Below are 22,747 nucleotides of genomic sequence, written 5' to 3'. Positions count from 1 at the left end.
CAAACGACGACAGGATTACGACACCTTAATGGTCATATAAAAAACCTCCGTTTCTGGAACAGAGCATTGTCAGATACGCAGCTTAAGGAATACGTATAATGCGGGATATAACATTACGATTCGATAACAGAGAACAGTTTAACGCAATTGTATATGACAGTGGCCTGTTCAGTCTTGAAGAAGAAAATGGGGTTCTTGTTGATGTTATTGGCTGCATTATTGATTACGAGGAGCCAGAAAACGAAAGATGTACAGGCATTGATCGCGGTGGTTTTTTCGTAAACATGAGGATTGTTGATGGCAGTAAAAACATATCTTCTTTAATGCCTTTCATTACGACAGATCAGCATGTAAGGACATGGGCTTAATGGAGTAAGACAATGGTTACAAAAACAGTAATTCCTGATGACATCAAAACGCTAAAATCCGATGTTAGTAAACTACAAAACGATCAAGGAAGCTACGCAACAAAATCATATGTAGACAGCAAAGATGAAACCGTTGGTGACTGGTCTGCTTCATGGTATCAGCAGGTATTGCCAACTAGCGGAGCTATATTTGGGCGAAAACTTCGCTCAACTCACAGGACGGCAGGTGTTGAGGATGCGTATTGCGAACTATACCTTAAAAAATGGATAGACAGTCCAGGGAACGCAATGGCGCGCCTTAACCTGAACGATAACGGTGAAAATATTTGCTGGGATTTTACCAACCTTTACGGCGGAACAATGATCTTCCCTGGTACTTCAGGTTATCTGAAAATGGGGAACTGTCTCATGTCGTATGGTGTGCGGGGAAGTAACGCGCTTATTAAGTTTGATAATACAGACACATTACAAATCAAATACGCTAATCATGGGTCAACCATGACATTAAACACGCAAGGTACGGCGTATTCTGGTGTGTCGACGTTATTATGGGGAAATTCCAGTCGTCCAGTTGTTTATGAAATTAGGGATGATGGCGGGCTTTTTTTGTTTTATGCACAAAGGAACCCAGATAAAACCTATCAGCTTGAGATAAACGGGCCATGCAAGGCAACATCATTCGACCAGGTGTCGGACAGAGATCTTAAAGAAAACATTCAGGTTATTGATAATGCCACTGAGCGCATCAGATTAATGAATGGGTATACTTACCGTCTCAAGTCTAATGGTATGCCTTATGCTGGCGTTATTGCGCAAGAGGCACTTAATGCAATCCCTGAATCAGTTGGTAGCACAATAAAGTACAAGAGCGGGGACAATGGGTCTGATGGAGAAGAGGGAGAAAGATACTATACCGTCGATTACTCAGGCGTAACGGGTTTGCTTGTTCAGGTAGCCAGAGAGTCAGACGACAGAATAACAGCACTGGAAGAAGAAAACGCAGAATTAAAACAAAGATTATCTGCAATTGAGGCGGCGCTTGCGTCCAAATAATATTAAGGGGGCCGAGCGCCCCGTTTTATTGGGTAGGATGAAAATGGATATAACACCTTTCCTTCATGCACTTTGTGCTGTGGCTGCGCAGCTACTGATTGGTCTTTTTACCGGGAACTGGGCTTACGGAGCGATAGCCGGTTGTACGTTCTTCATTGCGCGTGAACACACCCAGGCAGAATATCGCTGGATTGAAATGTTCGGGCATGGCAAGCGTATGAATATGCCGTGGTGGGGCGGTTTTGATCCACGTGCATGGGATGTGGCAAGCCTGATGGATTTTGCTGTGCCGGTGGTGGCGTGTCTGCTGATCTGGATGTTGATCCGTTAAATATAAAAAGTAAAAAGCCGCAGTAACTTGTCATGATAGGATACTGCGGCTGGCTGGTTAACTTTCGATAGTGCGAGTATTGAATGATTTCCAGCCGTTACCGATTTTACGTGTTAATTAGTGAACAAACCACTCGTCAGCAGACTCCCAGGTATCTTTCAGAGTTTCCTGAACAAAAGTTTTAGCTGAATCTTTATCGGCGGTGCGCGTAACAGAAAGGCCATCGTTGCTGGTGGCTTTTACGATCACCTCTACATCGTCATAACGTTTACTGATGCGTCGGGTTAATTCTTCCTTTAACGCATCCACAGCACCGGTTGGCATTTTAGTCATTTTTTCTTTGGCTATGCAGATTTCAATACGCATAAAAGTCCCTCTATACTGTGTTTGTATACAGTGTTATTTTTAACTGTATGGATAAACAGTGTCAAGAGGTCTTATTTCTGCTCTTTTGGAGCTCTTCAAAACGATTATGTAAAGATTTCGGATACAGTTCGGTATATACCTGCCATAGCACGTTTAATGAACGATGCCCTGTAACTTGGGCGACTTCCTCAATACTAAAACCAGCCTCAAATAAGCGACTTGCCCCTTCTCTACGCAAATCATGGTATCGCAGATCTTTAATACCTAATTTGCTTCTTACCCTCTGAAATCCCGCAGTAACAGAAGTGCTGTTATATGGAAAAATGAATTCCGATTTTTGGGGCTGTCGTTGGACGATATCCCAGGCTTCCCCAAGCAAGGCTACTTTCATGTGGTTGCCTTCCTTTTTGCGTGGATCTTTCCTGTCTCTTACGAGTATAGATTTTTGTTCCTGGTCGAGATCTTCCCATCGTAACCGGCATACTTCTCCGATTCGCATACAGGACCACACAGAAAATTTGAGGATATCAACGAACGGAATTTTTGAGCATTTATGTGTAGATCGTTGTTGAAGACCTTCAATGAGCATGTCCAGTTCATCAGATGCCGGTCTACGATTACGACGGTTTGATTTACCAATCAAACCAAGTTTAAGTAGATATGGACGAGCACTTTTCGCCGGGTTTGATGTGTAATTAATTCCGTATACAGGTTTTGCCGCATCCAGAACACTGCCAAGATAACTAACATCGTGGCTGACTGTTGCTGGACCTGCACCAGCGTTGTTTCTTAGCCTACAATGTTCAATTACGTCATTTTCTGTCAGTTCGGATAGTTTGATCGCGGAGATGTCACTATCCATAAGCAGTTCCAGCACATATCTTTTAGTACGACCTGCTTTACCTCCGGCATTTGGGTCATTTAAATATTTGTGTAGTAAGTCACGGACTGTAAGTCCGTCAACTGCATTTGATGATGGAATGCCATATAGATCTAATTCCATCACTTTCTGTGTACCCCATGTTTTGGCATGGGCATGTTTAGGGAATGTTTTGCTTTCCCTGTAAGTGATAACACCTTTTTCTTTGATAATCACATTACAGCGATAGCGTGGTGTGCCATCGGATTTTAGTCGTTTCTCTATGTTATAGTACGCCATTACACGACCTCGTTATTTCGGGTTCCCATAAATCGTGGGAACCTGTGCGGGAACCTAACGCGAGAAAAATAGCCTGAAATGTTCAAAAATGCACGATAATCCTGAAACACAGAAAACTAATCAAACCAGCGCGATGCCTGAGAAAACTGGCGCTTACGGGAGTTCTCGGTTTAGCATTGCTCCTATGCTCGACTGGACGGACAGACACTGCCGTTATTTCCTGCGTCTGCTTTCCCGTAATACGCTTCTCTATACCGAAATGGTGACCACGGGGGCAATTATTCACGGTAAAGGTGATTACCTGGCGTACAGTGAAGAAGAGCATCCGGTGGCGTTGCAGTTGGGCGGTAGCGATCCAGCGGCGCTGGCGCAGTGTGCGAAGCTGGCGGAAGCGCGTGGATACGATGAAATCAACCTGAATGTCGGCTGCCCGTCTGACCGGGTACAGAACGGGATGTTTGGCGCGTGCCTGATGGGTAATGCACAACTGGTAGCCGACTGCGTGAAAGCGATGCGCGATGTAGTGTCGATTCCAGTCACGGTGAAAACGCGTATTGGTATTGACGACCAGGACAGCTATGAATTTCTTTGTGATTTTATCAACACCGTTTCCGGTAAAGGCGAATGTGAGATGTTTATCATCCACGCGCGTAAAGCCTGGCTTTCTGGGTTAAGTCCGAAAGAAAACCGTGAAATCCCGCCGCTCGATTACCCGCGCGTCTATCAACTGAAGCGTGACTTTCCGCATCTGACGATGTCGATTAACGGTGGCATCAAGTCGCTGGAAGAGGCTAAAGCGCATTTGCAACATATGGACGGTGTGATGGTTGGGCGTGAGGCGTACCAGAATCCGGGGATTCTGGCGGCGGTAGATCGAGAGATCTTTGGTTCCTCGGATACCGATGCCGATCCGGTGGCGGTGGTGCGCGCTATGTACCCATACATTGAGCGTGAGCTTAGCCAGGGGACATATCTCGGTCATATTACCCGGCATATGCTGGGTCTGTTCCAGGGTATTCCTGGTGCGCGGCAGTGGCGTCGTTATTTAAGTGAAAATGCTCATAAAGCGGGTGCTGACATTAACGTGCTGGAACATGCGCTCAAACTGGTGGCGGATAAGCGTTAATTTTTCACCACAAAGTAGTCAAATTCACTATGCCCTGCGCACCGTCGCGGGGCATATTTTTTTATAAATCATAATGTTAGGTTTTGGCATGATTCTTGTAATGGCTGCAAGAGATTTCATTTTTGGGAGAACATCATGCTGGAACTACTTTTTGTGATTGGCTTTTTTGTCATGTTGATGGTCACCGGCGTTTCGTTGCTGGGCATTATCGCCGCGCTGGTTGTGGCGACGGCCATTATGTTCCTCGGTGGTATGCTGGCGTTGATGATCAAGTTGCTGCCGTGGCTGCTATTGGCGATTGCAGTAGTGTGGGTAATAAAGGCGATTAAAGCACCAAAAGTGCCGAAATATCAGCGTTATGACCGCTGGCGTTACTAAGGGATTGTGCGGATGATCACAACCTAAGGTTTTATCCTTAGAACAAAATAGGAATTGATTATCAAATCTGTCACTATTGCGCCTCTAACAGATTCATCGTGCTGTACCCTACATACAGCCGAACTATAAAAGAAAGGGCTTCCCAGGTGGAAGCCCAATTTCTTTATGGGATCAGTAAGCTGGAACCCTGCGTCGCCCGGCTTTCCAGAATCTCATGCGCACGCCGCGCATCCTTCAGCGGATATTTCTGCTGCTCTGCGACATCGACCTTAATCACGCCGCTGGCAATCAATGAAAACAGTTCGTTACTGGCTTCGGTTAACTCATCCCGCGTGGTGATATAGCCTTGCAGGGAAGGGCGTGTCACATACAGCGAGCCTTTCTGATTGAGAATGCCTAAGTTCACCCCCGTCACCGCGCCTGATGAATTACCAAAACTGACCATTAAACCGCGACGTTGCAGGCAATCCAGCGACCGTTCCCAGGTATCTTTGCCTACGGAATCGTACACCACGCGCACTTTCTTGCCGTCGGTGATCTCTTTTAATCGCTCGACCAGATTTTCGTCGCGATAGTTAATTACCTGCCACGCTCCCGCTTTTAATGCACTTTGCGCTTTTTGCGCGCTGCCAACAGTGCCAATAAGTTTTGCCCCTAAGGCTTTTGCCCACTGGCAGGCAATTAAGCCCACGCCGCCAGCAGCCGCATGGAACAGGAACTGTTCGTCAGGTTTGATTTCATACGTTTTGCGCAGCAGATAATAAACCGTTAAGCCTTTCAGGAACGACGCGGCAGCTTGCTCAAAAGAGATCGCCGCTGGCAGAATTGCCGCTTTATCGGCATTGACGTTATGCACAGAGCTGTAAGCCCCTAACGTTGACTGCGCATAAACCACACGATCGCCTGCTTTAATATGTTTCACGCCGCTGCCGACTTTGCTCACAATGCCAGCCGCTTCGGTGCCTAATCCGCTGGGTAGCGATGGCGGCGGATAAAGGCCGCTGCGGATATACGTGTCGATAAAATTGATGCCAATGGCTTTATTTTCGACCTGGACTTCATTCTCTGCCGGATCGGCAGGAGTAAATTCCACAGTCTGAAGTACTTCCGGGCCACCGTGCTTGTGAAATTCAATTCGTGTTGCCATGTGTCCTCCAGAACGTATCGTCAGGGTCTGCTTCATATGGTAAAGTTTCGACCCATTCTTTATCTCGGTAACTCCATTCAATATGGCAGGAAATAAACCCTTCAACAAACAGCAAGCTGAACCCCGCGATCGCGATCCACAAGTTGCCGGGCTGAAAGTGCCTCCGCACTCGATCGAAGCGGAGCAGTCGGTGTTGGGCGGTTTAATGCTGGATAACGAACGCTGGGACGATGTGGCCGAGCGAGTGGTGGCAGATGATTTCTACACCCGTCCGCACCGCCATATCTTTACCGAAATGGCGCGTTTGCAGGAAAGCGGTAGCCCAATTGACCTGATCACCCTGGCGGAATCGCTGGAACGTCAGGGGCAACTTGATAGTGTTGGTGGTTTTGCTTATCTGGCGGAGCTGTCAAAAAATACGCCAAGTGCAGCGAACATCAGTGCCTATGCCGACATCGTGCGCGAACGTGCCGTTGTCCGCGAGATGATCTCTGTTGCGAATGAGATTGCCGAAGCCGGTTTTGATCCGCAAGGGCGCACCAGCGAAGACTTGCTCGACCTTGCTGAATCCCGCGTTTTTAAAATTGCCGAAAGCCGTGCCAATAAAGACGAAGGGCCGAAGAACATCGCCGATGTGCTCGACGCCACGGTGGCGCGTATTGAGCAATTGTTTCAGCAGCCACACGATGGCGTTACCGGGGTAAATACCGGCTATGACGATCTCAACAAAAAAACCGCTGGCTTGCAGCCGTCGGATTTGATCATCGTCGCCGCGCGTCCGTCGATGGGTAAAACGACATTTGCTATGAACCTCGTCGAAAATGCGGCGATGTTGCAGGATAAACCAGTATTGATCTTCTCGCTGGAGATGCCATCGGAACAGATTATGATGCGTTCTCTGGCATCGTTGTCGCGAGTTGACCAGACCAAAATTCGTACCGGGCAACTGGATGATGAAGACTGGGCGCGCATTTCCGGCACGATGGGCATTTTGCTCGAAAAACGTAATATCTACATTGATGACTCCTCCGGTCTGACGCCAACGGAAGTGCGTTCCCGCGCGCGGCGTATTGCCCGAGAACACGGTGGCATCGGACTCATCATGATCGACTACCTGCAATTGATGCGCGTACCGGCGCTTTCAGACAACCGTACGCTGGAAATTGCAGAAATCTCCCGCTCGCTAAAAGCCCTGGCGAAAGAACTGAATGTGCCGGTGGTGGCGCTGTCTCAGTTGAACCGTTCTCTGGAACAACGTGCCGACAAACGCCCGGTCAACTCCGACCTGCGTGAATCCGGCTCCATCGAGCAGGATGCGGACTTGATCATGTTTATCTATCGTGATGAGGTTTATCACGAAAATAGTGACTTAAAAGGCATCGCGGAAATTATTATCGGTAAACAACGTAACGGCCCAATCGGGACGGTACGCCTGACCTTTAACGGTCAATGGTCGCGTTTCGACAACTACGCGGGACCACAGTACGACGACGAATAATAATTATTTTATGAATTAGGTAATTAAAGCAAACACTTATCAAGGAACACAAATGCAAGCGGCAACTGTTGTGATTAACCGCCGCGCTCTGCGACACAACCTGCAACGTCTGCGTGAACTGGCACCTGCCAGTAAACTGGTTGCGGTGGTGAAAGCGAACGCCTACGGTCACGGTCTGATTGAGACCGCGCGAACGCTCCCCGATGCCGACGCCTTTGGCGTTGCCCGTCTCGAAGAAGCCCTGCGGCTTAGGGCGGGGGGCATCACGCAACCTATTTTGTTACTGGAAGGCTTTTTTGAAGCTGACGATCTGCCGACGATCTCCGCTGAACATCTGCATACCGCTGTGCATAACGAAGAACAGCTTGCTGCTCTGGAAGAGGCCAATCTGGAGGAGCCAGTTACCGTCTGGATGAAACTCGATACCGGTATGCACCGACTGGGCGTGTTACCGGAACAAGCTGAGGCGTTTTATCAACGTCTTACGCAATGTAAAAATGTTCGCCAGCCGGTGAATATTGTCAGCCACTTTGCTCGTGCCGATGAGCCAAAATGTGGTGCGACTGAGAAACAACTCGATATCTTCAATACCTTTTGCGAAGGCAGACCTGGCAAGCGTTCAATCGCCGCATCGGGCGGAATTTTGTTATGGCCGCAGTCGCATTTTGATTGGGTGCGCCCAGGCATCATTCTTTATGGCGTATCACCGCTGGAAGATGGCTCCACCGGTGCCGATTTCGGTTGCCAGCCAGTGATGTCACTGACCTCCAGCCTGATTGCCGTGCGTGAGCATAAAGCAGGTGAACCGGTAGGCTATGGCGGCACCTGGATTAGCGAGCGCGATACCCGCCTTGGCGTGGTGGCGATGGGCTATGGCGATGGCTACCCGCGCGCCGCGCCGTCCGGTACGCCAGTGCTGGTGAACGGTCGCGAAGTGCCGATTGTGGGGCGAGTCGCGATGGACATGATCTGCGTAGATTTAGGTCCACAGGCGCAGGATAAAGCCGGGGATCAGGTCATTTTATGGGGCGAAGGTCTGCCCGTAGAGCGTATCGCAGAAATGACGAAAGTGAGTGCTTACGAACTTATCACGCGCCTGACGTCAAGGGTGGCGATGAAATACGTGGATTAATCGTTCTGCAATAGTTGATTGTCTGTGCCGGATGCGGTGTGAAAACCTTATCCGGCCTGCAAAGCTATGTAAATTCAATAAATTGATACACTCTTGTCGTTCTTGTCTTTAGAGGTTTTGCGCTTTTTATCAGCCTCGCAGTGTTATTAGTTGCCGCTCGTTGTTAAACATACTCTCGATCTTCCCCATCTTCCGGTTTATTGTGTTTTAACCACCTGCCCGTAAACCTGGAGAACCATCGCGTGTTTCAAAAAGTTGACGCCTACGCTGGCGACCCGATTCTTTCGCTTATGGAGCGTTTTAAAGAAGACCCTCGCAGCGACAAAGTGAATTTGAGTATCGGTCTGTACTACAACGAAGACGGGATTATTCCACAATTAAAAGCCGTCGAAGAAGCGCAAGCGCGCCTGAATGCGCAGCCTCATGGCGCTTCACTTTATCTGCCGATGGAAGGGCTTAACAGCTATCGTCATGCTATTGCACCACTGCTGTTTGGCGCTAATCATCCGGTGTTACAACAACAGCGCGTGGCGACTATTCAAACGCTTGGCAGTTCAGGGGCATTGAAAGTGGGGGCTGACTTCCTGAAACGCTACTTCCCGGATTCAGGTGTGTGGGTCAGCGATCCCACCTGGGAAAACCACGTAGCAATATTCGCCGGGGCTGGATTCGAAGTGAGCACTTACCCCTGGTATGATGAAACGACCAACGGTGTGCGCTTTGACGATCTGTTGGCGACGCTGAAAACATTGCCTGCCCGCAGTATTGTGCTGCTGCATCCGTGCTGTCATAACCCAACGGGCGCCGATCTCACCAACGACCAATGGGACGCGGTCATTGAAATTCTCAAAGCACGCGAGCTTATCCCATTCCTCGATATCGCCTATCAAGGATTTGGTGCCGGTATGGATGAAGATGCCTACGCCATTCGCGCCATTGCCAGCGCCGGATTACCTGCACTGGTAAGCAATTCATTCTCGAAAATTTTCTCCCTGTACGGCGAGCGTGTCGGCGGTCTTTCGGTGGTGTGTGAAGATGCTGAAGCCGCAGGTCGCGTGCTGGGGCAACTGAAAGCTACTGTGCGCCGTATTTACTCCAGCCCGCCGAATTTTGGTGCACAGGTAGTGGCAACGGTGCTGAACGATGAGGCGTTGAAAGCCAGTTGGTTGGCAGAAGTAGAAGAAATGCGAACCCGTATTCTGGCAATGCGTCAGCAACTGGTGCGGGTGTTGAGCACTGAGATGCCGGAGCGCAATTTTGATTACCTGCTTAAGCAACGCGGCATGTTCAGCTATACCGGCTTAAGCGCCGCCCAGGTCGATCGCCTGCGCGAGGAGTTTGGCGTTTACCTGATCGCCAGCGGTCGTATGTGTGTTGCCGGACTTAACTCTGCGAACGTGCAGCGCGTTGCAAAGGCGTTTGCTGCAGTGATGTAAGGTTAACCAGCAGGCGGTTGAAAAGCCGCCTGCTCTATTATAAATAAGGGGTGCTATGTATTATCCAGGCAAATAGTACGAAGGAGATGAAGACTTATTTCTTATAAAAGTGAATAAAATAGGCGTTTTATTTCCGAACATTTTTATACCATGGAAATATATTAAGTTATTAAATAGTCACAAACACGGGCTGGTCTCATGTGATCCTTCTCCCTTTCTTCACAAAAGCCGCAGATAATCCTTCCTTTCCCTTGCTGCTGGCGTTATGGTCAGATGGCTTTTTCAACAAACTTCATAATAAAAAGTTTCAACTTACTGACTATTTAGGGAAAAATATGCGCAAGATCACACAGGCATTGAGTGCCGTTTGCTTATTGTTCGCTCTAAACAGTTCTGCTGTTGCGTTGGCCTCTTCACCTTCACCGCTTAATCCCGGCACTAATGTTGCCAGACTCGCTGAACAGGCACCTGTCCATTGGGTATCAGTCGCACAAATTGAAAATAGCCTTGCCGGTCGCCCGCCGATGGCGGTTGGATTTGATATCGATGATACCGTTTTGTTTTCCAGCCCCGGATTCTGGCGCGGCAAGAAAATATTCTCACCAGAAAGCGAAGATTATCTGAAAAACCCGGCATTCTGGGAAAAGATGAACAACGGTTGGGATGAATTCAGCATTCCAAAAGAGGTCGCACGTCAGCTGATTGATATACATGTCCGCCGTGGCGATACCATCTTTTTTGTGACTGGTCGTAGTCCAACGAAAACAGAAACGGTTTCAAAAACATTAGCCGATGATTTCCACATTCCGGCAAGTAGTATGAATCCGGTAATTTTTGCGGGTGATAAACCAGGACAAAACACGAAAACGCAGTGGTTGCAGGATAAAAATATCCGAATGTTTTATGGCGATTCCGATAATGATATGACTGCTGCGCGTGATGTCGGCATTCGTGGTATCCGTATTCTGCGTGCCTCCAACTCTACCTACAAACCCTTGCCACAAGCGGGTGCTTTTGGTGAAGAGGTGATCGTTAATTCAGAATACTGATAGTGCGGGAGAGTGTTTCACTCTCCCGAATGCTGTTTTTTTAATCACACCTTTATCCTTTCGCTGTCTTGCTGCAAACTGAATAAGAGAGTTTTATCAAGGAGCAGCACATGTGGTATCAAAAGACGCTCACGCTTAGCGCCAAATCTCGTGGGTTTCATCTGGTAACGGATGAAATTCTGAATCAACTGGCTGATATGCCGCGTGTTAATGTCGGTTTACTGCACCTGTTGCTGCAACACACTTCCGCCTCTCTGACACTTAATGAGAATTGCGACCCCACGGTACGCCAGGACATGGAACGTTTTTTCCTCCGCACTGTTCCCGATAACGGAAACTATGAGCATGATTATGAAGGAGCAGACGATATGCCTTCACATATCAAATCTTCCATGCTGGGAGTATCGCTTGTTTTGCCAGTGCATAAAGGACGTATTCAGACCGGCACCTGGCAGGGTATCTGGCTGGGGGAACATCGTGTCCACGGCGGATCGCGTCGCATCATCGCGACACTACAAGGGGAGTAAAAAATGACCATATCGGAGTTGCTACAATATTGCATGGCAAAACCTGGCGCTGAACAGAGCGTTCACAGCGACTGGAAAGCGACGCAAATCAAAGTGGAAGATGTGCTGTTTGCGATGGTGAAAGAAGTGGAAAATCGCCCGGCAGTTTCGCTGAAAACCAGCCCGGAACTGGCGGATCTTCTGCGTCAGCAGCACAGTGATGTACGTCCCAGCCGACATCTGAATAAAGCGCACTGGAGTACCGTATATCTCGACGGATCGTTGCCGGATTCGCAAATCTATTATCTGGTCGATGCGTCGTATCAGCAGGCGGTGAATTTGCTGCCGGAAGAAAAACGTAAATTGCTGGTGCAACTCTGAAAGGAAAAGACCGTTCAGAAAGCGGCCTGAGAATGATGACAAACGCAAAATTGCCTGATGCGCTACGCTTATCAGGCCTACGCAATCTCTGCAATATATTGAAATTGCATGTTTTTGTAGGCTGGATAAGGCGGTTCACGCGCATCCAGCAAGAACAAAGCGCACTTTGTCAATAATCTGAGGCCGCTCAGAAAGCGGCCTTTGTGATTACAGCATTGGCTTGAGGAATCGCGCTGTATGCGAAGCTTCGCACTCTGCGACGGTTTCTGGCGTACCGGAGACGAGGATTTCGCCGCCGCCGCTGCCGCCTTCCGGACCAAGATCGACAATCCAGTCGGCGGTTTTAATCACGTCGAGATTGTGCTCAATCACCACAATGGTATTGCCCTGATCGCGCAGTTTATGCAGTACGTCGAGCAGTTGCTGAATATCGGCGAAGTGCAGACCGGTGGTCGGCTCGTCGAGAATATACAGTGTCTGCCCGGTGCCGCGTTTTGACAGCTCACGCGCCAGCTTCACGCGCTGGGCTTCACCACCGGAAAGTGTGGTGGCGGACTGCCCGAGGCGAATGTACGTCAGGCCAACGTCTATCAACGTTTGCAGTTTACGCGCCAGAGCTGGCACCGCATCAAAGAATTCACGCGCCTCTTCGATGGTCATATCCAGCACTTCGTGGATGGTTTTGCCTTTGTACTTTATCTCCAGCGTTTCGCGGTTATAGCGTTTACCTTTGCACTGGTCGCACGGTACGTAAATATCCGGCAGGAAGTGCATTTCAACTTTGATCACGCCATCGCCCTGACAGGCCTCGCAGCGTCCGCCACGGACGTTGAAGCTGAACCGTCCTGGCGTATAGCCGCGCGCACGGGATTCCGGTACGCCCGCAAACAGTTCACGTACAGGCGTAAACACGCCGGTATAGGTCGCCGGGTTGGAACGCGGAGTACGGCCAATTGGGCTTTGGTCGATATCTATGACTTTATCGAAATGCTCCAGCCCCTGAATATCGCGATAGGGTGCCGGTTCGGCGATAGTCGCGCCGTTCAACTGGCGTTGGGCAATCGGGAACAGCGTGTCGTTAATCAGCGTCGATTTACCAGAACCTGAAACCCCTGTGATGCAGGTAAACAGACCCACTGGCAGCGTTAGCGTCACATCTTTCAGGTTGTTGCCGCGTGCGCCAGTCAGCTTCAGCACTTTTTCCGGATTCGCCGGAACGCGTTTCTTCGGCACTTCAATCTTGCGTTTACCACTCATGTACTGCCCGGTCAACGACTCTGGCACTGCCATAATCGCTTCTAGCGGCCCTTCCGCGACCACTTCGCCACCGTGAACACCTGCGCCCGGACCGATGTCGATAACGTGGTCAGCGGCGCGAATCGCATCTTCGTCGTGCTCCACTACAATCACGGTATTACCAAGATCGCGCAGATGGATAAGCGTACCCAGCAGACGTTCATTATCGCGCTGATGCAGGCCGATAGACGGCTCATCCAGCACATACATAACGCCAACCAGGCCCGCACCAATCTGGCTCGCCAGACGGATACGCTGGGCTTCGCCGCCGGAAAGTGTCTCTGCCGAGCGGGAAAGTGTCAGATAATTCAGCCCAACGTTAACGAGGAATTTCAGGCGGTCGCCAATCTCTTTGAGGATTTTTTCCGCAATCTTCGCCCGTTGTCCGGCGAGTTTAAGATTGTTGAAGAACTCCATCGCATGACCAATGCTCATGTCGGAGATTGCAGGCAGCGGCGTATTCTCGACATAAACATGGCGCGCTTCACGGCGCAAACGCGTCCCTTCACAACTGGCGCACGGGCGATTGCTGATAAATTTGGCTAACTCTTCACGTACCGCGCTGGATTCCGTCTCTTTATAACGGCGCTCCATATTGTGCAGCACGCCTTCGAACGGATGGCGGCGGATGGAGGTATCGCCGCGATCGTTCATGTATTTAAATTCGATATTTTCTTTGCCAGAACCGTACAGCACCACTTTATGCACGTTTGCGCTCAGGCTGCCCCACGGCGCTTCGACGTCGAACTTATAGTGATCTGCCAGTGATTTCAGCATCTGGAAATAATAGAAGTTGCGGCGATCCCAGCCACGGATCGCACCGCCAGCCAGCGACAGTTCCGGATTCTGGATCACGCGATCGGGATCGAAATATTGCTGTACGCCGAGGCCGTCACAGGTCGGGCAGGCACCCGCCGGGTTGTTAAACGAGAACAGGCGTGGTTCCAGTTCACGCATACTGTAGCCGCAAATCGGGCAGGCGAAGTTCGCGGAGAACAGCAGTTCTTCCGCTTTGGGATTGTCCATATCCGCAACAACCGCTGTACCGCCGGAAAGCTCCAGTGCGGTTTCAAACGATTCAGCCAGACGCTGGGTAAGATCGTCACGCACCTTGAAGCGATCGATAACCACTTCAATGGTGTGTTTCTTTTGCAGTTCCAGTTTGGGCGGATCGGAAAGATCGCAGACTTCGCCATCAATGCGCGCGCGGATGTAACCCTGACTCGCCAGATTCTCCAGCGTTTTAGTGTGTTCGCCTTTGCGCTCTTTGATGATTGGCGCGAGTAGCATCAGACGTTTACCTTCAGGCTGCGAAAGCACGTTATCCACCATCTGGCTGACGGTTTGCGCCGCCAGCGGAACGTCGTGATCCGGGCAGCGCGGCTCGCCGACGCGAGCGTACAGCAGACGCAAATAGTCGTGGATTTCAGTGATGGTCCCCACTGTGGAACGCGGGTTATGAGACGTCGATTTCTGTTCAATTGAGATGGCGGGAGAAAGCCCCTCAATATGATCGACATCTGGTTTTTCCATCAGTGACAGAAACTGCCGCGCGTAGGCGGAAAGGGATTCAACGTAACGACGCTGCCCTTCGGCATATAAGGTGTCGAAAGCGAGCGAGGATTTGCCAGAACCCGAAAGCCCGGTGACGACAATCAGTTTGTCGCGGGGGATAACGAGGTTGATATTCTTGAGATTATGGGTGCGGGCGCCCCGAACTTCGATCTTATCCATTCACCTTTCCCGGATTAAACACTTTTTTGCCCGGCGGCATGGCGCTACCGGCGATCACAAACGGTTAATTATGACACAAATCGACCTGAATGAATATACAGTATTGGAATGCAAAACCCGGAGTGCTGTGTAACAATGTCGGGCCATGTTTGTTTACCGGAACCGAGGTCACATCGTGGTAAAACCGCTATTGGTAATGCTACAATCGCGCGTTTACACTTATTAGAACGTTTTTTTCAGGAGACACGACATGGCCAGCAGAGGCGTAAATAAGGTTATTCTCGTTGGTAATCTGGGCCAGGACCCGGAAGTACGCTATATGCCAAATGGTGGCGCAGTTGCCAACATTACGCTGGCTACTTCCGAATCCTGGCGTGATAAAGCGACCGGCGAGATGAAAGAGCAGACTGAATGGCACCGTGTTGTGCTGTTCGGCAAACTGGCGGAAGTTGCCAGCGAATATCTGCGTAAAGGTTCTCAGGTTTATATCGAAGGTCAGCTGCGTACCCGCAAATGGACTGACCAATCCGGTCAGGATCGCTACACCACAGAAGTGGTGGTGAACGTTGGCGGTACCATGCAGATGCTGGGTGGTCGCCAGGGCGGCGGCGCACCGGCAGGCGGTAACGTCGGCGGCGGCCAGCCGCAGGGCGGTTGGGGTCAGCCTCAGCAGCCGCAGGGTGGCAATCAGTTCAGCGGCGGTGCTCAGTCTCGCCCGCAGCAGTCCGCACCGGCAGCGCCGTCTAACGAGCCGCCGATGGATTTCGATGACGACATTCCGTTCTGATTTGTCATTAAAACAATAGGTTATATTGTTTTAAGGTGGATGATTAAAGCATCCGCCAGCCATAAAAAAGAAGCCTCCGTTATGGAGGCTTCTGCATATCAGGTCAAAATCATCGGCCACTGTGGTGGAGTTTGACTCATCCCTTCCACCATCACCGACTCAATGTTGTGCCAGATGGCGGTAATATCGGTCATTGTGATGCCAAGCAACCCCATTGCGAACCAACAGGCGGAAACCACGCCCAGACCGCTACTGATCACTGCCAGCCCGACATAATCAGAGCGCCGAAAGCGGATGTTGAGCGTGCTGGCCAGAAACATCAATACGGCGCTAATAAGCTGCCAGCGAAGAAGAACCACGCCAGTGGTGAGGGTAGCCATCAAACATTTCCTCTGAAAATTACCAAGCCCTGGATAGCGCGGCATTACTCACGGGGGGGCGTGGTACACTCTGGCTATCGCGGGACTTTCAGAACATAAAATGAAACACTTAGTTTGTTTCATAAATTTTTGTGAACTATATCACAATTGCTCGTTTGTTAGCCAGATTATGCAGCTACTTTTATTGCTGCACTAATTATGTGGTTTTTCAGTGAAATCGAGACAATGCACAATAAAGAAAAATTGTAACTTCCTGCCTGACCTGCGTTTTTTCAACAAAGCCCTTTTGATATCAGCGAGTTATTTTCATTTAAACAACAATTATAAAGGTATCAATTTCAAATCAGGCAAAAGTGCTATTTATACCGTAAGATTTATCTAACGTCGTCGGTAGTCAGGGTTTTCACCTTGCAATGACCAGGTATAACCAGGCAGGGAATTGATAGAAATGAGCCATAGTGTGCGACACAAATTGCTGGCGTTGCCGGGTATTATCTTTGTAGTCCTCCTTCCCATCATTCTGTCGCTATGGATTGCCTTTCTTTGGGCTAAAGCGGAAGCGAATAATCAACTGCGTGCTTTTGCTCTGTTGGCACTGGAGAAATCCGAGCTGGTCATTCGCCAGGCAGATTTAGCAAGCGACGATGCGGAACGCTATCAGGGACAAATTTGTACTCCCTCTCATCAACAACAAATGCTGAATATTATCCGTGGTTATCTTTATATCAACGAATTGATCTATGCCCACGATAACCTTTTTTTATGCTCAACATTAATGGCTCCCGTTAACGGCTATACGATGCCGCCAGCGAACTATAAGCGTGAACCTAATGTCTCAATCTATTATTATCGCGACACTCCTTTTTTTGCCGGTTATAAAATGACTTATATGCAGCGAGGAAACTATGTCGCGGTAATTAACCCTTTATTCTGGAGCGAGGTGATGTCTGACGATCCAACGCTGCAATGGGGGGTATATGATACGGTGACGAAAACCTTTTTCTCTTTAAGCAAACAAGCCTCAGCAGAAAAATTTTCACCATTGATTCATCAAAGGGAAATAACCGTACAGCATAACGGTTATTTATATGCGATAGTCCATTCAACAAAACGTCCCATTGCTGCTATCGTTGCAACCTCAACTCAGCGCATTTTGTCACATTTTTATAATCACCTTGTATTTGCCTTACCGGCAGGCATTATGGGCAGCCTGGTGCTGCTTTTACTCTGGCTGCGTATAAACCAGAAGTACCAGTCACCTAAGCGTAAATTGCAACGTGCCCTCGAAAAACGGCAGCTTTGTCTCTATTACCAACCGATTATTGATATTAAAACGAATAAATGTATTGGCGCTGAGGCATTGCTACGCTGGCCGGGGAATCAGGGACAGGTAATGACGCCAGCAGAGTTTATTCCGCTGGCGGAACAAGAGGGGCTAATTGCGCAGGTGACAGATTATGTCATTAATATGGTGTTTGACGATCTCGGTTCCTGGCTGGAAAAACACCCTGAATTATCTACTTCAATTAATTTGTCTGCCTCCGATTTTCATACTTCAAGGGTGATTGCCTTAACTAATCAAAAAATAGAGCAATTCACGGTGCGTCCGCAGCAAATTAAATTTGAAGTCACTGAACATGCATTTCTTGATGTTGCCAAAATGACGCCGATTATTCTGGCTTTCCGTCAGGCTGGTTACGAAGTGGCGATCGATGACTTTGGTATTGGCTACTCCAACCTGCATAACCTTAACTCATTGAATATTGATATCCTGAAAATCGATAAATCGTTTGTTGAGACGTTGACCACGCATAAAACCAGCCATTTGATAGCGGAACACATCATCGAACTGGCACACAGTCTGGGTCTAAAAACGATTGCAGAAGGGGTGGAAACTGAGGATCAGGTCAACTGGCTGCGCAAACGCGGCGTGCGCTATTGTCAGGGCTGGTACTTTGCAAAGGCGATGCCGCCGCAGGTTTTTATGGCATGGGCAGAGCAATTACCCGCGCATGACGCCATGCGCGGGCAGTAACCCTAGAGCCGGTGGCGGTAATCGCTGGGAGTGCGATCAAATTGCCGACGGAAAACGCGGGAAAAGGTCTGCTGTGAGACGTAACCCAGATCCATCGCGATATCAAAAATAGGGCGCTCGGTGGTGCGCAGTTCAACGGCAGCCAGTAGCAGGCGGCGTTGACGAATGTAATCGCCAAGCGTCTGATGCGTCACTGTGCGGAACATCCGCTGTAAATACCACTTTGAATAACCTGATTTTTTCGCCACCACATCAATGTTCAGCGGCTGGTCGATATGCTCGTCAATCCATGCGATAAGATCCTGAATAATTTTCTGATGGGACATAAATCTGCCTCTTTTCAGTGTTCAGTTCGTTAATTCATCTGTTGGGGAGTATAATTCCTCAAGTTAACTTGAGGTAAAGCGATTTATGGAAAAGAAATTACCCCGCATTAAAGCCTTGCTTACTCCAGGCGAAGTGGCGAAACGTAGCGGCGTGGCGGTATCGGCGCTGCACTTCTATGAAAGCAAAGGATTGATTACCAGTATCCGCAATAGCGGTAATCAGCGGCGATATAAGCGTGATGTGTTGCGATATGTCGCAATTATCAAAATTGCTCAACGCATTGGCATTCCGCTGGCGACCATTGGTGAAGCGTTTGGTGTGTTGCCCGAAGGGCATACGTTAAGTGCGAAAGAGTGGAAACAGCTATCTTCGCAATGGCGAGAAGAATTGGATCGGCGCATTCATACCTTAGTCGCGCTGCGTGATGAACTGGACGGTTGTATTGGCTGCGGCTGCCTTTCGCGTAGCGACTGCCCGTTGCGTAACCCTGGCGACCGCTTAGGGGAAGAAGGCACCGGCGCACGCTTGCTGGAAGATGAACAAAACTAAAGCGCCACAAGGGCGCTTTAGTTTGTTTTCCAGTCTTTGTCTTTCACTCTATCCCGCTGGTACACGGGAGGGTTTCCCCCGACGTCAACACACCTCATTCGAGCACGTGGTGGAGGTTCCGGTTAGTGTTGATACTTTAATTGTATGTCACCGCTGTTTCTTCGCCAGTGCAAAGTGATCCTTTTTAGCCGCAATATTTTTGTCATCTTGCGTGATTTTTTACCGCGAACCTTCGCCACAAGTTGCCTACAAATGCCGTAATTTTGCGCATCAACGATAACGTTTGCGCATCAATTGCCTGGTTTTTCATCGTCAACACAAGAAAAGGGAAAAAAGCAGCAAACTTCGGTTGAAAAAGCCGCTATGATCGCCGGATAATCGTTTGCTTTTTTTTACCACCCGTTTTGTATGCGCGGAGCTAAACGTTTGCTTTTTTGCGACGCCCCAGATTGTCGCAAACCTGAAGCAGGAAGATAACGTTTCGCTGGCAGGGGATTGTCCGCCACGCATCTTGACGAAAAATAAACTCTCAGGGGATGTTTTCTTATGTCTACGCCATCAGCGCGTACCGGCGGTTCACTCGACGCCTGGTTTAAAATTTCACAACGTGGAAGCACTGTCCGTCAGGAAGTGGTTGCCGGGTTAACAACGTTTCTGGCGATGGTTTACTCGGTTATCGTCGTTCCAGGTATGTTGGGTAAAGCGGGCTTCCCGCCAGCGGCAGTTTTTGTTGCGACTTGTCTGGTTGCCGGGATTGGCTCTATCGCGATGGGGTTATGGGCCAATCTGCCGTTGGCTATCGGCTGCGCCATCTCTCTGACGGCGTTTACCGCATTCAGCCTGGTGCTGGGGCAACATATTAGCGTACCTGTCGCGCTGGGTGCCGTGTTCCTGATGGGTGTGCTGTTTACGGTAATTTCTGCCACGGGTATCCGTAGCTGGATTTTGCGCAACTTGCCGCACGGCGTGGCGCACGGCACGGGGATTGGTATCGGCCTGTTCTTGCTGCTGATTGCTGCCAATGGCGTCGGTCTGGTGATTAAAAACCCGCTCGATGGTCTGCCAGTGGCGCTGGGTGATTTCGCGACCTTCCCGGTGATTATGTCGCTGGTAGGTCTGGCGGTGATTATCGGCCTGGAAAAACTGAAAGTACCAGGCGGTATCCTGTTAACCATTATCGGCATCTCGATTGTGGGTCTGCTTTTTGATCCTAACGTCCACTTCTCTGGCGTTTTCGCCATGCCTTCATTGAGCGATGAGAACGGTAATTCGCTAATTGGTAGCCTGGATATTATGGGGGCGCTGAACCCTGTGGTACTGCCGAGCGTACTGGCGTTGGTGATGACTGCTGTTTTCGATGCCACCGGAACCATCCGTGCGGTAGCCGGTCAGGCGAACCTGCTGGATAAAGACGGGCAGATTATCGACGGCGGCAAAGCTCTGACCACCGACTCCCTGAGCAGTGTTTTCTCTGGCCTGGTCGGTGCGGCTCCGGCTGCGGTATACATTGAGTCTGCGGCGGGTACAGCGGCGGGCGGTAAAACCGGTCTGACGGCAATCACGGTTGGCGTGCTGTTCCTGCTGATTCTGTTCCTCTCTCCGCTCTCTTACCTCGTTCCGGGTTACGCAACAGCTCCGGCGCTGATGTACGTTGGCCTGTTGATGTTGAGCAACGTGGCGAAAATCGACTTTGCTGATTTCGTCGATGCAATGGCGGGTCTGGTAACGGCAGTATTCATCGTGCTGACCTGTAATATCGTAACTGGCATCATGATCGGCTTCGCGACCCTGGTGATTGGTCGTCTGGTTTCTGGCGAATGGCGTAAGCTGAACATCGGTACGGTCGTTATCGCCGTGGCGCTGGTCACCTTCTATGCCGGAGGTTGGGCCATCTAAGCTTAATAAGATTCTGAAAACGGGTGGCAATGGCTGCCCGTTTTTATTTTTCTCCGTACATTGTGTGAGCTTTTGCGATATTCTGAAAAATTGAGAGTCCGGGCATAACGCCTTTCTCAAATCATAAAAAACATTGCAAACAGGGAACGCATGGAAATCTTCTTCACCATACTGATAATGACCCTCGTGGTCTCGCTGTCCGGGGTGGTCACTCGTGTCATGCCCTTTCAGATCCCGCTTCCGCTTATGCAAATTGCCATCGGTGCGCTACTGGCGTGGCCGACGTTTGGTTTGCATGTGGAGTTTGATCCTGAACTCTTTTTAGTCTTGTTTATCCCGCCGTTGCTGTTTGCTGATGGCTGGAAAACACCAACCCGCGAATTTCTCGAACATGGTCGGGAAATATTCGGCCTCGCGCTGGCGCTGGTGGTGGTCACCGTGGTCGGCATTGGCTTCCTTATTTACTGGGTGGTGCCGGGTATCCCGCTGATACCCGCCTTTGCGCTGGCGGCGGTGCTCTCTCCGACCGATGCCGTGGCGCTCTCCGGGATTGTTGGCGAAGGGCGCATTCCGAAAAAAATCATGGGCATTTTGCAGGGCGAAGCGTTGATGAATGACGCCTCCGGCCTGGTGTCGTTGAAGTTTGCCGTGGCAGTTGCGATGGGGACGATGATCTTCACCGTCGGCGGTGCGACGGTCGAATTTATGAAAGTGGCCATTGGCGGCATTCTGGCGGGCTTCGTGGTGAGCTGGCTGTATGGTCGCTCGTTGCGTTTCCTCAGTCGCTGGGGCGGCGATGAACCCGCGACGCAGATCGTATTGCTGTTCCTACTGCCGTTTGCCTCTTATCTGATTGCTGAACATATTGGCGTTTCCGGCATCCTCGCAGCAGTTGCCGCCGGGATGACCATCACCCGTTCCGGCGTGATGCGCCGTGCGCCGCTGGCGATGCGATTGCGCGCGAACAGCACCTGGGCGATGCTGGAATTTGTCTTTAACGGCATGGTGTTCTTGCTGCTGGGCCTGCAACTGCCAGGGATTCTGGAAACGTCGCTGGTTGCGGCGGAAATTGACCCTAACGTCGAAATCTGGATGCTGTTTACCGACATCATCTTGATTTATGCGGCGCTAATGCTGGTACGTTTTGGCTGGCTGTGGACGATGAAAAAGTTCAGCAACCGTTTCCTGAAGAAGAAGCCGATGGAGTTTGGTTCGTGGACTACACGAGAAATTCTGATCGCGTCTTTCGCTGGGGTGCGCGGGGCAATCACTCTTGCTGGTGTGCTCTCTATCCCTCTGCTGTTGCCGGATGGAAATGTCTTCCCGGCGCGTTATGAGCTGGTGTTCCTGGCGGCTGGCGTCATTCTCTTTTCGCTGTTTGTCGGCGTAGTGATGCTGCCTGTTCTGCTGCAACACATTGAAGTCGCGGACCACTCTCAACAGTTGAAAGAGGAGCGAATCGCGCGTGCAGCAACCGCTGAAGTGGCGATTGTGGCGATCCAGAAAATGGAGGAGCGTCTGGCGGCGGACACCGAAGAGAATATCGACAACCAGTTGCTCACTGAAGTCAGCTCTCGCGTCATTGGTAATCTGCGCCGTCGCGCCGATGGTCGCAACGACGTCGAAAGTTCGGTTCAGGAAGAGAACCTGGAGCGTCGCTTCCGTCTGGCGGCGCTGCGTTCTGAACGCGCTGAACTCTACCACCTGCGCGCCACGCGGGAGATCAGCAACGAAACGCTGCAAAAATTACTGCACGATCTCGATTTGCTTGAAGCGTTGCTAATTGAGGAAAATCAATAATCTGCATGGTTGG

Annotated in this window: 22 protein-coding genes and 1 pseudogene; 17 read left to right on the top strand and 6 right to left on the bottom strand. The window is 50.1% G+C overall.

The annotated features are described in order from the left end of the window. Window positions 1-98 precede the first annotated feature (98 nt). The 4 genes and pseudogenes from A7589_RS05935 to A7589_RS23475 all read left to right on the top strand — a co-directional run. Entirely contained in the window at window positions 99-368 is a 270-nt protein-coding gene (locus A7589_RS05935) for a hypothetical protein (RefSeq protein WP_001544317.1), read from the top strand. A gap of 12 nt (window positions 369-380) precedes the next feature. After that, window positions 381-1,421, top strand: coding sequence for a tail fiber domain-containing protein (locus A7589_RS05930; RefSeq protein ID WP_108188763.1), 1,041 nt, complete (start codon window positions 381-383; stop codon window positions 1,419-1,421). A gap of 43 nt (window positions 1,422-1,464) precedes the next feature. Then, window positions 1,465-1,752, top strand: a complete 288-nt coding sequence (locus A7589_RS05925) for a hypothetical protein (protein ID WP_021568063.1) — start codon at window positions 1,465-1,467, stop codon at window positions 1,750-1,752. Window positions 1,753-1,792: 40 nt separating this feature from the next. After that, window positions 1,793-1,873: pseudogene (locus tag A7589_RS23475) on the top strand (capsid protein); the annotation flags it as partial. On the opposite strand, the gene A7589_RS05920 reads toward A7589_RS23475, so the two are convergent. Together A7589_RS05920 and A7589_RS05915 are read right to left on the bottom strand one after the other, a co-directional pair. Next, window positions 1,870-2,118: a DinI-like family protein gene (locus tag A7589_RS05920; RefSeq protein WP_001217553.1), complete on the bottom strand. Its 249-nt coding sequence runs from the start codon at window positions 2,116-2,118 to the stop codon at window positions 1,870-1,872. The pseudogene A7589_RS23475 and the gene A7589_RS05920 sit on opposite strands and share 4 nt — an antisense overlap. Window positions 2,119-2,179: 61 nt before the next feature. Then, entirely contained in the window at window positions 2,180-3,277 is a 1,098-nt protein-coding gene (locus tag A7589_RS05915) for a tyrosine-type recombinase/integrase (RefSeq protein ID WP_000332274.1), read from the bottom strand. A gap of 88 nt (window positions 3,278-3,365) precedes the next feature. Between A7589_RS05915 and dusA the strand changes: the two genes are divergently transcribed. Together dusA and pspG are read left to right on the top strand one after the other, a co-directional pair. Then, entirely contained in the window at window positions 3,366-4,403 is a 1,038-nt protein-coding gene (dusA, locus tag A7589_RS05910; protein WP_001528313.1) for a tRNA dihydrouridine(20/20a) synthase DusA, read from the top strand. 135 nt (window positions 4,404-4,538) lie between these two features. Further along, entirely contained in the window at window positions 4,539-4,781 is a 243-nt protein-coding gene (pspG, locus tag A7589_RS05905) for an envelope stress response protein PspG (protein WP_000891404.1), read from the top strand. 163 nt (window positions 4,782-4,944) lie between these two features. Here pspG and A7589_RS05900 read toward each other — a convergent pair whose 3' ends face one another. Continuing rightward, complete coding sequence (locus A7589_RS05900) at window positions 4,945-5,928, bottom strand: quinone oxidoreductase (protein WP_000235547.1); 984 nt, start codon at window positions 5,926-5,928, stop codon at window positions 4,945-4,947. Between the two features lie 82 nt (window positions 5,929-6,010). On the opposite strand from A7589_RS05900, the gene dnaB reads away from it, so the two are divergent. From dnaB to A7589_RS05870, 6 genes are all read left to right on the top strand, one after another. Next, window positions 6,011-7,426 (top strand): replicative DNA helicase, encoded by a 1,416-nt coding sequence (gene dnaB / locus A7589_RS05895; protein ID WP_000918355.1) that lies wholly within the window; start codon window positions 6,011-6,013, stop codon window positions 7,424-7,426. A 52-nt stretch (window positions 7,427-7,478) separates the two neighbouring features. Next, window positions 7,479-8,558 (top strand): alanine racemase, encoded by a 1,080-nt coding sequence (alr, locus tag A7589_RS05890; RefSeq protein ID WP_001147290.1) that lies wholly within the window; start codon window positions 7,479-7,481, stop codon window positions 8,556-8,558. 242 nt (window positions 8,559-8,800) lie between these two features. After that, a complete protein-coding gene (gene tyrB, locus A7589_RS05885) occupies window positions 8,801-9,994 on the top strand; it encodes an aromatic amino acid transaminase (RefSeq protein WP_108188762.1) in 1,194 nt (397 codons plus the stop codon). A gap of 335 nt (window positions 9,995-10,329) precedes the next feature. After that, complete coding sequence (gene aphA / locus A7589_RS05880) at window positions 10,330-11,043, top strand: acid phosphatase AphA (protein ID WP_010344812.1); 714 nt, start codon at window positions 10,330-10,332, stop codon at window positions 11,041-11,043. A 110-nt stretch (window positions 11,044-11,153) separates the two neighbouring features. After that, window positions 11,154-11,570: a secondary thiamine-phosphate synthase enzyme YjbQ gene (locus tag A7589_RS05875; RefSeq protein ID WP_000270381.1), complete on the top strand. Its 417-nt coding sequence runs from the start codon at window positions 11,154-11,156 to the stop codon at window positions 11,568-11,570. Window positions 11,571-11,573: 3 nt separating this feature from the next. Continuing rightward, window positions 11,574-11,930, top strand: a complete 357-nt coding sequence (locus tag A7589_RS05870; protein ID WP_000155671.1) for an MmcQ/YjbR family DNA-binding protein — start codon at window positions 11,574-11,576, stop codon at window positions 11,928-11,930. A gap of 207 nt (window positions 11,931-12,137) precedes the next feature. Here the strand turns inward: A7589_RS05870 and uvrA are convergent, their stop codons facing one another. Continuing rightward, the gene (uvrA, locus tag A7589_RS05865; RefSeq protein ID WP_000357758.1) at window positions 12,138-14,960 is read right to left on the bottom strand and encodes an excinuclease ABC subunit UvrA; all 2,823 of its coding nucleotides are present in this window, start codon (window positions 14,958-14,960) and stop codon (window positions 12,138-12,140) included. 250 nt (window positions 14,961-15,210) lie between these two features. On the opposite strand from uvrA, the gene ssb1 reads away from it, so the two are divergent. Further along, window positions 15,211-15,747: a single-stranded DNA-binding protein SSB1 gene (gene ssb1 / locus A7589_RS05860; protein WP_000168309.1), complete on the top strand. Its 537-nt coding sequence runs from the start codon at window positions 15,211-15,213 to the stop codon at window positions 15,745-15,747. A 98-nt stretch (window positions 15,748-15,845) separates the two neighbouring features. Here ssb1 and A7589_RS05855 read toward each other — a convergent pair whose 3' ends face one another. Next, window positions 15,846-16,127 carry a YjcB family protein gene (locus A7589_RS05855; RefSeq protein WP_000224315.1) on the bottom strand — a complete coding sequence of 94 codons (282 nt, stop codon included), beginning with the start codon at window positions 16,125-16,127 and terminating at the stop codon, window positions 15,846-15,848. A gap of 448 nt (window positions 16,128-16,575) precedes the next feature. On the opposite strand from A7589_RS05855, the gene pdeC reads away from it, so the two are divergent. Then, a complete protein-coding gene (pdeC, locus tag A7589_RS05845) occupies window positions 16,576-18,162 on the top strand; it encodes a cyclic di-3',5'-guanosine monophosphate phosphodiesterase PdeC (protein WP_000019885.1) in 1,587 nt (528 codons plus the stop codon). 2 nt (window positions 18,163-18,164) lie between these two features. Here the strand turns inward: pdeC and soxS are convergent, their stop codons facing one another. Beyond that, entirely contained in the window at window positions 18,165-18,488 is a 324-nt protein-coding gene (gene soxS, locus A7589_RS05840; RefSeq protein ID WP_000019358.1) for a superoxide response transcriptional regulator SoxS, read from the bottom strand. 85 nt (window positions 18,489-18,573) lie between these two features. On the opposite strand from soxS, the gene soxR reads away from it, so the two are divergent. The 3 genes from soxR (at window position 18,574) to A7589_RS05810 (ending at window position 22,734) form a co-directional block, all read left to right on the top strand. Beyond that, window positions 18,574-19,038 (top strand): redox-sensitive transcriptional activator SoxR, encoded by a 465-nt coding sequence (gene soxR, locus A7589_RS05835; protein WP_000412428.1) that lies wholly within the window; start codon window positions 18,574-18,576, stop codon window positions 19,036-19,038. A 546-nt stretch (window positions 19,039-19,584) separates the two neighbouring features. Further along, entirely contained in the window at window positions 19,585-20,934 is a 1,350-nt protein-coding gene (ghxP, locus tag A7589_RS05815; protein ID WP_000106865.1) for a guanine/hypoxanthine transporter GhxP, read from the top strand. Window positions 20,935-21,084: 150 nt separating this feature from the next. Further along, window positions 21,085-22,734, top strand: a complete 1,650-nt coding sequence (locus A7589_RS05810) for a Na+/H+ antiporter (RefSeq protein WP_000402211.1) — start codon at window positions 21,085-21,087, stop codon at window positions 22,732-22,734. Window positions 22,735-22,747: the final 13 nt, after the last annotated feature.

This window comes from Escherichia sp. MOD1-EC6475 (assembly GCF_003046645.1).
In the GTDB taxonomy this organism is placed as follows: Bacteria; Pseudomonadota; Gammaproteobacteria; order Enterobacterales; family Enterobacteriaceae; genus Escherichia; species Escherichia ruysiae.
The sequence above is the reverse complement of the archived record's forward strand: the minus strand, read 5'-3'. Positions and strand labels throughout refer to the sequence as shown.